This window comes from Comamonas sp. 17RB (genome assembly GCF_030056555.1).
In the GTDB taxonomy this organism is placed as follows: domain Bacteria; phylum Pseudomonadota; class Gammaproteobacteria; order Burkholderiales; family Burkholderiaceae_C; genus Comamonas; species Comamonas terrigena.
The window spans coordinates 1-9,377 of record NZ_JASHHY010000016.1 but is presented as its reverse complement, the minus strand read 5'-3'; the positions used below and the strand labels follow the sequence as shown (position 1 = coordinate 9,377).

The following is a 9,377-nucleotide window of genomic DNA, read 5'->3' as shown; positions in this document are numbered from 1 at the left end:
CAAGCAGGCCATTGACGGCGACAACAACCAGACCGGCCAGATGCTGGCGGCCCTGGCCGACCTGCCCCAGGCGACCTTCGCCTCCAAGGTCGAAGTCGCTGGCGACAAGGTCAACGTCACGCGTGAAGTGGACGGCGGCCTGGAAACCGTGGCCCTGTCCACCCCGGCCATCATCACCACCGACCTGCGCCTGAACGAGCCGCGCTACGTGACGCTGCCCAACATCATGAAGGCCAAGAAAAAGCAGCTGGACACCGTCAAGCCCGAAGAGCTGGGCGTGGACGTGGCACCCCGCATCAAGACGCTGAAGGTGGCCGAGCCTGCCAAGCGCGGTGCCGGCGTGAAGGTGCCGGACGTGGCCGCTCTGGTGGACAAGCTCAAGAACGAAGCCAAGGTCATCTAAGACAGGCAGCACAAGGAGATCATAGAAATGACCGCACTCGTTATTGCAGAACACGACAACGCTTCGATCAAGGGCGCAACGCTGAACACCGTGACGGCCGCCAAGGCCTGCGGCGGCGATGTGCACGTGCTGGTGGCCGGTGACAACGCTGGCGCCGCCGCTGCTGCCGCGGCCCAGATCGCCGGCGTGTCCAAGGTGATCCATGCCGACGGCGCCAGCCTGAAGGACGGCCTGGCCGAAAACCTGGCTGCCCAGGTGCTGGCGATTGCCGGCAACTACAGCCACATCCTGTTCCCGGCCACCGCCTCGGGCAAGAACGTGGCCCCCCGCGTGGCCGCCAAGCTGGACGTGGGCCAGATCAGCGACATCACCAAGGTGGACAGCGCCGACACCTTCGAGCGCCCCATCTACGCCGGTAACGCCGTGGCCACCGTGCAGTCGGTTGACGCCGTGAAGGTGATCACCGTGCGCGGTACCGGCTTTGATGCAGCGGCTGCCACTGGCGGCGCTGCGGCTGTGGAAACTGTGGCCGCTGTGGCGGACTCGGGCAAGAGCAGCTTCGTGGGCCGTGAAGTGACCAAGAACGACCGCCCCGAACTGACGGCTGCCAAGATCATCGTCTCCGGTGGTCGCGCCCTGGGCTCGGCCGAGAAGTTCAACGAAGTGATGACCCCGCTGGCAGACAAGCTGGGCGCGGCCATCGGCGCTTCGCGCGCCGCAGTGGACGCGGGCTACGCCCCCAACGACCTGCAGGTCGGTCAGACCGGCAAGATCGTGGCGCCGCAGCTGTACATCGCTGCCGGTATCTCGGGCGCGATCCAGCACTTGGCGGGCATGAAGGACTCCAAGGTGATCGTGGCGATCAACAAGGACCCGGAAGCACCGATCTTCTCAGTGGCCGACTACGGTCTGGAAGCCGACCTGTTCCAGGCTGTGCCGGAGATGGTGTCCACGCTGTAAGCAGCGCTGAGTTCGCCCACAAAAAAAGGAGCCTTCAGGCTCCTTTTTTTGTGCCGGGAATCCCGGCGCCATGTTGTTTTGGCGCATAAGCGGAGAACTCTGTGCTGGCGCAAGCTAGCATCGCTGGTTATGCGCTATGTCAGCCAAAAGCCGACAGTCGAAGTGTGCATGCGCTTTCGTCGGAAAGTCCCTTTTATTGATTGTCAATCTGTGTAAATCTTGTTTCCTTTGTAATAGGTGATTACTATAATTTTTTCAGGACCGATCAATTTCGCTGCGATTTTCCATTCGCATAAATGGAAGACGGTCCGTCAGGACGCAAGGTCATGCTTCAAGAATACCGGCCGGAAACCGGTAGCTCCGCCTTGCCGAGGGGGAACCTCCCACCATGGTTGTGTCACTTATGCATGCAAGACATGCGCGGGCGACAGCGGTGAGCTCAGAGCTTGCCGTCATCGCATTGGCTGCCGCAAGGCGGTCGTGTGCACGGGCAATAGGCCCGGCTTCATCAGACGGTCGTCAGGGGTGTAGCGTGCGGCATCAGACCGCTTTCAGCAAACGCCATCCAGAGACTGATTCTGTTTGCGCCCAGAGCGCAGTGTCTCGTTCCGGGAGGTGCTAGTGCCCACAGGACTAGCCATCACGCAGGAGAGGGCGTGAGTACAGCAACACGAGGAGATTTGAATATGCAACGTAAACCCATCGCACAACTCATCATCACCATGGGCGCAGCCACGCTGGCCTGGGGTGCAGCGGCGCAAACTGCCAGCAACAGCAATGTGCTGCAATTGCCAAAAGCCGTGGAAAAAGCCGTGACCACGCACCCCGAGGTGCGCGCGCGCTATCAGGATTTTGTTTCTTCGCTGGAAGGTCAGAACATCGCCCGTGGCGGCTGGCGTCCCCAGGTGACGGCCCAGGGCTGGGTCGGCAAGGAGTGGCGCAGCCACATGCCTGGCCAGGCCAACTACAACTGGAACCGTCCGGGCTGGAACCTGGATCTGCGCCAGCTGATTTTTGACGGCGGTATCACCACCAACAACATCCGCCAATGGGGCTATGAAAAGCTGTCGGGCTATTACGAGCTGATGGCGACCAGCAACAACCTGGCCAACGAGGCTGTGGCCGCCTATCTGGACGTGCAGCGCTACCGCGAAATGCGCAGCATGGCCCGCGAGAACTACAGCATGCACGAAGGCACGCTGAGCCAGTTGCGCGAACGCCAGCAGTCCGGTGTGGGCCGCGGCGTCGACCTGGAGCAGGCCAACGGCCGTCTGGCATTGGCGCAGACCAATCTGATGACCGAGAGCAACAACCTCAACGACGTGACACAGCGCTACCGCCGCGTGATAGGTGAGTATCCGGTTGCAGATCTGGACCCGGTGCCGGATATCACCGCACAGCTGCCGAACGCCGGTACGACGCAGAATTTCGCCGACTCGCTGCGCGGCAACCCCAGTCTGCTGTCCAAGCAGGCGCTGGTGCAGGCCGCCCAGGCGGGTGAAAAATCGGCCAAGGGCTCGCGCGCTCCGCTGGTGGAACTGCGCGCTGGCGTGGGCCGCGACCGCACCCAGCCTGAAGGTATCTACCGCGACATGCAGACCGCCAATGTGCAGGTGCTGTTGACCTACAACCTGTACCGTGGCGGTGCCGATGAGGCACGCGTGCGCCAGACGATTGCCCAAGGCTATGCGGCGCGCGATGTGGCGGACTACACCTGCCGCAACATCCAGCAGGAGCTGTCGGTGTCGTGGAACAACATCGTGCGTCTGCGCCAGCAACTGCCTTTCCTGCGCGAGCACGAGCTGTCCACCAGCAAGGTGAAGGTGGCCTACCAGCAGCAGTTCCAGATTGGCCAGCGCTCGCTGCTGGACTTGCTGGACACCGAAAACGAGCTGTTCGATGCACGCCGTTCGCTGCTCAATGCACAGTACGACCTGAAGAAGCAGGAGTACCAGTGGCTGGCACTGTCGAACAAGCTGCTGACCACGCTGGGTCTGGCACAGCCGCATGCAGGGGATCTGCCGGAAGAGCAGCAGTCCCTGGTGCTGCCGGATGATCTACTGCAAGCTTGCATGACGCCGTTGCCCGACACTACCAATCTGGCTCCTGTCGTAGCGTATGGTGACGGGGATAAGCCCCCTGTGCTGAAAACCAAGTAGTACGGGGCAATCTTTGCAACGAAGCGGGACCGGCGTGATGCCGGTCCCTGTAAGAGACATGGACCATCCACACCAGCCACCGGAAGATTCTGCAGGACGTGGCAAGCAGGCGATGAGCGATCTGGACGACGGTTTCATCCGCGTGCTGGAAGACTTGATTGATGCATTGCTGCGCAACGGGACTCTGCGCCTGACCGATCTACCACCCCAGGCCCTGGAAAAATTGGAACGCCGCAAGGCCGCCCGTCAGCGCATGCGCGATACGCACAGCCTGATCAATGACGACGATGAGTTGATCTGAGATATCCATGTCGCTTCAAGAAAAAGATACCGTGGCCTCCGAGGCCGTGCGTCCGCAACCGGATGCACACACCCAATCCGCAGCGCAATCCGAAGCCCAGGCCGTGCTGGCCGCAGCCGGAAAAATGGATGCCGATGCGGTGCGATCACCGGGCCCCTCGGTGACGCTCCAGGGCATGCCGGCACCCCATACGGTGCATGACGATCCCTTGCTGGCCTGCCTGGTCGAAATCACACGCATCCACGGCAACCCGCTGACGGCCCAGGCATTGAGCAGCGGTCTGCCCCTGGTGAACCAGCGCCTGACACCCTCGCTGCTGGCGCGGGCAGCCCAGCGCGCCCACTGCACGGCACGTGTGGTGCGCCGCCACCTGGACCATCTGCCGGCGGAGCTGCTGCCGGCCATCGTGTTGCTGAAGGGGGACCGCGCGGCCCTGCTGCTGCAGGTGCAGGCCGATGGGCGGTTGCTGGTGCAGTACCCGGAGTCTGAAGGTGCGGTGCTGGTGGAGCGGGAGGTTTTGCAAGCCCAGTACGCCGGCGTGATGTGCTTTGTGCGCCCGCAGTTCCGGCTGGAAAAGCGTTCCATCCAGGCCGGAACGGAGGCGCGCAGCAGCCACTGGTTCTGGGCCGTGATCTGGGAGAACTGGCGCCTGTACCGCGATGCATTGGTGGCCGCGGTGCTGATCAATGTGTTCGCATTGGCCATGCCCATGTTCTCCATGAATGTGTACGACCGGGTCGTGCCCAACAGTGCGTTCGAAACCATGTGGGTGCTGGCAATCGGCATCGGCCTGGTGCTGCTGTTCAACTTTGCGCTGAGCACCTTGCGTTCCTATGTGGTGGATACCGCCAGCAAGCGTGTGGACGTGAAGCTTTCCGCCCAGATCATGGAGCGGGTGCTGGACCTGCGCATGGAGGCGCGGCCTGCTTCGGTGGGCTCGTTCGCATCGAACCTGCGCTCGTTTGAATCGGTGCGCGACTTCATTGCCTCGGCCAGCCTGACCACGCTGGTCGATCTGCCGTTTGTGCTTCTGTTCCTGGCCGTGCTGGCCTGGATCTCGCCGTGGATGCTGATTCCGCCGGTGGTGGCGATTGCCGCCGTGCTGGCCGTGTCGTTTGCCGCCCAGGCACGCATGGAAGCCATGACCATCAAGACCTTCCAGGCAGCTTCGCAGCGCAATGCGGTGCTGGTGGAGTCGCTGACCAATCTGGAAGCCGTCAAGACCCTGAACGCCCAGGGCAGCGTGCAGCGCCTGTGGGAGAGCTCCACCGAATATCTGGCCTACATGGGCGGCAAGATCAAGCTGATCTCCTCGGCCACGGTGAACTTTGTGCAGACCATGCAGCAGATGGTGTCCGTGGCGGTGGTGGTGATCGGTGTCTATCTGGTGCAGGATGCGTCGCTTTCCATGGGCGGCATCATCGCGGCCTCCATGATTGCAGGGCGCTGCCTGGCACCGCTGGGACAGGTGGCGGGGCTGATGATGCAGTACCAGAACGCGCGCACCTCGCTGAACTCCATCGACAACTACATGAAGATGCCGGTGGAGCGTTCGCAGGACAAGGAATATGTCAGCCGCCCCAACCTGCAGGGGGCAATCGAGTTCCGCAACGTCAGCTTCTCCTATCCCGGCAGCAAGCAGCCGGTGCTGAGCAATCTGTCGCTGAAGCTGGCGGCCGGTGAGCGTGTGGGCATCATCGGCCGCATTGGATCGGGCAAGAGCACCCTGGAAAAGCTGGTGCTGGGTCTGTACCAGCCGACCGAAGGTGCGGTGCTGGTGGACGGGGTGGATGTGCGCCAGATCGACCCGAGCGACCTGCGCCGTGCCATCGGTCACGTGCCCCAGGACCCCATGCTGTTCTACGGCAGCCTCAAGCACAACCTGCTGATCGGTGCGCCGTTTGCCAGCGAGGACGACATGCTGCGCGCCGCCCACCTGGCCGGCGTGAACGAATTTGCCGACCAGCACCCCGATGGCTATGACATGCCCATTGGTGAGCGTGGCGAGTCCTTGTCGGGCGGCCAGCGCCAATCCATTGCGGTGGCGCGCGCCATGATCCATGACCCGGCAGTGCTGTTGCTGGACGAACCCAGCAGCAACCTGGACAACCAGAGCGAAGCCATGTTGCGCCGCCGCCTGATGGAGGCCGGCAAGGGCAAGAGCATGCTGCTGGTGACACACCGCACCGCATTGCTGGAACTGGTGGACCGCCTGATCGTGGTGGATGGCGGAAAGATTGTGGCCGATGGTCCCAAGGACCAGGTGGTTCAGGCCCTCAAGCAAGGTCGTATCGGAAGCGTGGCAGGGCGGGCATGACTGTGAATATCAAAGACAAGATCGCAAGCCGTCTGCGCCGCGGCATTCAATGGCTGATGGATGGCAGCGAAGCTGTCAGCCAGCACAACGCGGCCGATTTTGCGGCCGATGCGCAATGGGCCACCGGCCAGCAGCAAGCCAAGGGCTCGCGCCTGCTGGTCTGGGCATCGCTGGTGGTGGTGCTGGTTCTGTTGGTCTGGGCCTGCCTGGGGCATATCGACGAAGTGGTGCGCGGCCAGGGCAAGGTGGTTCCTTCGCGCCAGGTGCAGGTGGTGCAAAGCCTGGACGGCGGGGTGGTGGAAGAAATTCTGGTCCGCCCCGGCCAGCATGTGGAAGAAGGCCAGGTGCTGCTGCGCATCGACCCCACGCGCTACAGCGCTTCGTTGGGTGAGAACAAGGCCGAAGTGCTGTCGCTGAAAGCCAAAGCCGCCCGCCTGGAAGCCCTGGCTTCGGGCGAGGTGATGCAGATGCCGGAAGAGGTCATGACGGCGGCTCCCAAGCTGGCGGAAATGGAGCGCCGGGTCTGGGAAAGCCGCACGCAGGAATTCAACACCACCATCAACATCGCCCGCGACCAGCTGCGCCAACGCCAGCAGGAGCTGCGTGAAACCCTGGCCAACCGGGACCAGGCATCGTCCAGCTGCAGACTGACGTCGGAAGAACTGGCGGTGACCAAGCCGCTGCTCAAGAGCGGTGCCGTGTCGGAAGTGGACCTGTTGCGCCTGCAGCGTGACGTGGCTCGCTTCTGCGGTGAGGCCAAGGCGGCCGGCGCCCAAAGCGACCGCATCCGTGCCGCCATCCAGGAAGCGGAGAAGAAGATTCAAGAAGCCGAGCTCAATGTGCGCAACCAGGCACGTGTGGAGCTGTCGGACGCCCGCGCCAAGCTCAGCTCCCTGGAGCAGGGCCAACTGGCGCTGCAAGATCGTGTGAAGCTGGCCGAGGTTCGCTCCCCCGTGCGCGGCACAGTCAACACGTTGATGGCCAATACCGTGGGCGGTGTGGTGCAGCCTGGCAAGGACATCCTGGACATCGTGCCTACGGATGACACCTTGCTGCTGGAGGTGCAGATCAACCCGCGTGATATTGGCTTCCTGCACTTCGGACAAAAGGCCGAAGTCAAGTTCACTGCCTACGACTTTGCCATCTACGGTGGCTTGAGCGGTCTGGTGGAGCAGATCGGTGCCAACACCATCACCGACGAGAAGGGCAACTCCTTCTACATCGGCAAGGTGCGCACCGAGCGCGCCCATGTGGGCGACGATTCGCGCCCCATCATCCCCGGCATGCAGGCCGAGGTGCACATCCTCACCGGCCAGCGCACGCTGATGCAGTACCTGCTCAAGCCCATCCTGCGTGCCAAGTCGAATGCCTTGACCGAACGCTAGCTCACCTAAAACGAAGAAATGATCTGGGGGGAATTGGAATGTATGCACTGCCCGTTTTGATGCTTACACAAGATGCTGCGCTATGGCAGCACTGGCAGCAGGTGGCAGGCCCGCAGTGGCTGCCCGCACGCGGCACCAGCTTGGCGGATCTGGAGCGCTGGAAACAGCAAGGCCGGCATCTGGCCATTCTGGATGTAAGCCTGCCGCAGCTGCCGCAATGGAGCGATGCGCGCTGGAGCAGCCTGCTGGGCGAGGTGAAGCTGCTGGTGCTGAGCAGCCGCCCCAGCGATGACGTGGGCCGGCAGGTGCTGGCGGCCGGTGCCAGCGGCTATGCACATGCCTATTCCACCCCGGCAACGCTGGGCAGCATCTTGCAGAGCATTGCCACCGGCAATATCTGGCTGGGCCGGTCCTTGCTGCAGCGCTTGCTGCAGGATGTGGGCACCCGTCTGCCTGAACCCGGGGTGCAGTGGGCCGATGCACTGTCCCAGCGCGAACAGGAAGTGGCACGTTTTGCGGCCATGGGGGACAGCAATGCGGAAATTGCCGACCGTTTGTCCATCAGCGAGCGGACCGTGCGTGCCCACTTGTCGGCCATTTTTGAAAAGCTGCAGGTGAGCGACCGCCTGATGCTGGCCCTGAAAGTGCACGGCATTGGCAAGAAAACGCCTGCGTGAGCCGTGCATGTGAGTGCGGTAAGAATGCAGAAAATGCAGATGCAATAAGTATGGGTTGCTATGTAATTTGATGTTCTGAAGGGCGCAGGGACACCTGCGCCCAGAAGCAAAAGGCCTGCCGTTTCGGCAGGCCTTTTGCGTTCATGGACTGCATCGAATCCGTTCAGAACGACCGTTTGGCGGCGCAGCCAATCGATGGCGGCGCCGCCAATAGCAGCGAAGCAGGTGGCTTCCTACCATGCCTCCCAGATGCCTCATGAAGGTCATAGGCACAGGGCTTATCACGCATTCACTCAGAGAGACAAATCATGGCAACCACCACCGTTCTCGTTACGCAGCTGACTGGCCAAGCATGGATCCGCGATGCGGATGGCAACCTTACCCCCTTGCGCACAGGCATGCGCATTCCGGTGGATGCACAGCTCGTGACCGCTTCCGGCAGCACGGTCCAGCTGCAAGCCGATGGCCAGCCGCCCATGACTGTGGGGGAGAACCAGAACGTGGCCTTGAACAAGGATGTGTTCGAGGATGTTCCCGCGGCCGAAGCAGCCGTGCCTGCTGCCGCTGATGCGCAGGTTGATGGTCTGATTGCGGCCATCAACCAGGGGCAGGATCCGTTGGCAGACCTGGAACCCACCGCCGCAGTACTGGCGGGTGGTGGTGGTGCTGGCAGCAGTTTCACACGCCTGTCCAGTGTGGTGGAAGTTACATCGCCGTTGGCATTGGCCTACCCCCGCGGCACTTCGGAAGAGGTGCAGGACCGCACCAGCGGTGCGGCAGTGGTACAGGCAGTCGTTGCGGATACAACGACGCCCACTGAACCTGCCACCTATGCCGGGCAGATCACCTTGAGCGCAGCGGCGCAGGTGATTGAAGGCAACCTGATTGTGGTGACTGCCACGGTCAACAACCCGCCCGTGGGCTCTGACCTGGTCATCACACTCACTACCGGCCAAACCATCATCATTCCTGTGGGGGCAACCACCGGGAGCGTGGAGATCCCCACCCGTCCTGATGACGAGCACCGGCAGGGTACGGAAACCTTGACGTTCGAGGTGGGCAGCACAACGGGCGGCGGTTACACCAGCGTGGACACCGGCAGCCCAACCAGCACGGATGTGGTGGACGATGCCGACGCCACGAAGGTGACGCTGACCTCGACGGAGAGCGTGACA

At 62.5% G+C, this 9,377-nt stretch carries 8 protein-coding genes; all 8 read left to right on the top strand.

Features of this window, described 5'->3' with window-relative positions; translation table 11 throughout:
• Nucleotides 1–403 (top strand): electron transfer flavoprotein subunit beta/FixA family protein (locus QM470_RS21325; protein WP_283340665.1); only part of this gene is annotated, 403 nt, incomplete at its 5' end.
• Between the two features lie 27 nt (nt 404–430).
• Complete coding sequence (locus QM470_RS21320; protein ID WP_283340664.1) at nt 431–1,363, top strand: electron transfer flavoprotein subunit alpha/FixB family protein; 933 nt, start codon at nt 431–433, stop codon at nt 1,361–1,363.
• Nucleotides 1,364–2,049: 686 nt separating this feature from the next.
• Nucleotides 2,050–3,522, top strand: coding sequence for a TolC family outer membrane protein (locus tag QM470_RS21315; protein WP_283340663.1), 1,473 nt, complete (start codon nt 2,050–2,052; stop codon nt 3,520–3,522).
• 58 nt (nt 3,523–3,580) lie between these two features.
• Nucleotides 3,581–3,823: a hypothetical protein gene (locus QM470_RS21310; protein ID WP_115594621.1), complete on the top strand. Its 243-nt coding sequence runs from the start codon at nt 3,581–3,583 to the stop codon at nt 3,821–3,823.
• A 175-nt stretch (nt 3,824–3,998) separates the two neighbouring features.
• Nucleotides 3,999–6,140 (top strand): type I secretion system permease/ATPase, encoded by a 2,142-nt coding sequence (locus tag QM470_RS21305; protein ID WP_283340666.1) that lies wholly within the window; start codon nt 3,999–4,001, stop codon nt 6,138–6,140.
• Complete coding sequence (locus QM470_RS21300) at nt 6,137–7,525, top strand: HlyD family type I secretion periplasmic adaptor subunit (RefSeq protein WP_283340662.1); 1,389 nt, start codon at nt 6,137–6,139, stop codon at nt 7,523–7,525. The genes QM470_RS21305 and QM470_RS21300 overlap by 4 nt, the downstream gene beginning before the upstream one ends.
• Nucleotides 7,526–7,563: 38 nt before the next feature.
• A complete protein-coding gene (locus tag QM470_RS21295) occupies nt 7,564–8,202 on the top strand; it encodes a response regulator transcription factor (protein WP_283340661.1) in 639 nt (212 codons plus the stop codon).
• Nucleotides 8,203–8,510: 308 nt separating this feature from the next.
• A partial coding sequence (locus QM470_RS21290; protein ID WP_283340660.1) for a retention module-containing protein occupies nt 8,511–9,377 on the top strand: 867 nt, incomplete at its 3' end.

What these genes read in the sequence shown, in the direction of transcription:
- QM470_RS21305 (WP_283340666.1), top strand. Translation starts at nt 3,999, where the DNA reads ATGCCGGCACCCCATACGGTGCATGACGATCCCTTGCTGGCCTGCCTG.
- QM470_RS21315 (WP_283340663.1), top strand. Translation starts at nt 2,050, where the DNA reads ATGCAACGTAAACCCATCGCACAACTCATCATCACCATGGGCGCAGCC.
- QM470_RS21310 (WP_115594621.1), top strand. Translation starts at nt 3,581, where the DNA reads ATGGACCATCCACACCAGCCACCGGAAGATTCTGCAGGACGTGGCAAG.
- QM470_RS21295 (WP_283340661.1), top strand. Translation starts at nt 7,564, where the DNA reads ATGTATGCACTGCCCGTTTTGATGCTTACACAAGATGCTGCGCTATGG.
- QM470_RS21320 (WP_283340664.1), top strand. Translation starts at nt 431, where the DNA reads ATGACCGCACTCGTTATTGCAGAACACGACAACGCTTCGATCAAGGGC.
- QM470_RS21300 (WP_283340662.1), top strand. Translation starts at nt 6,137, where the DNA reads ATGACTGTGAATATCAAAGACAAGATCGCAAGCCGTCTGCGCCGCGGC.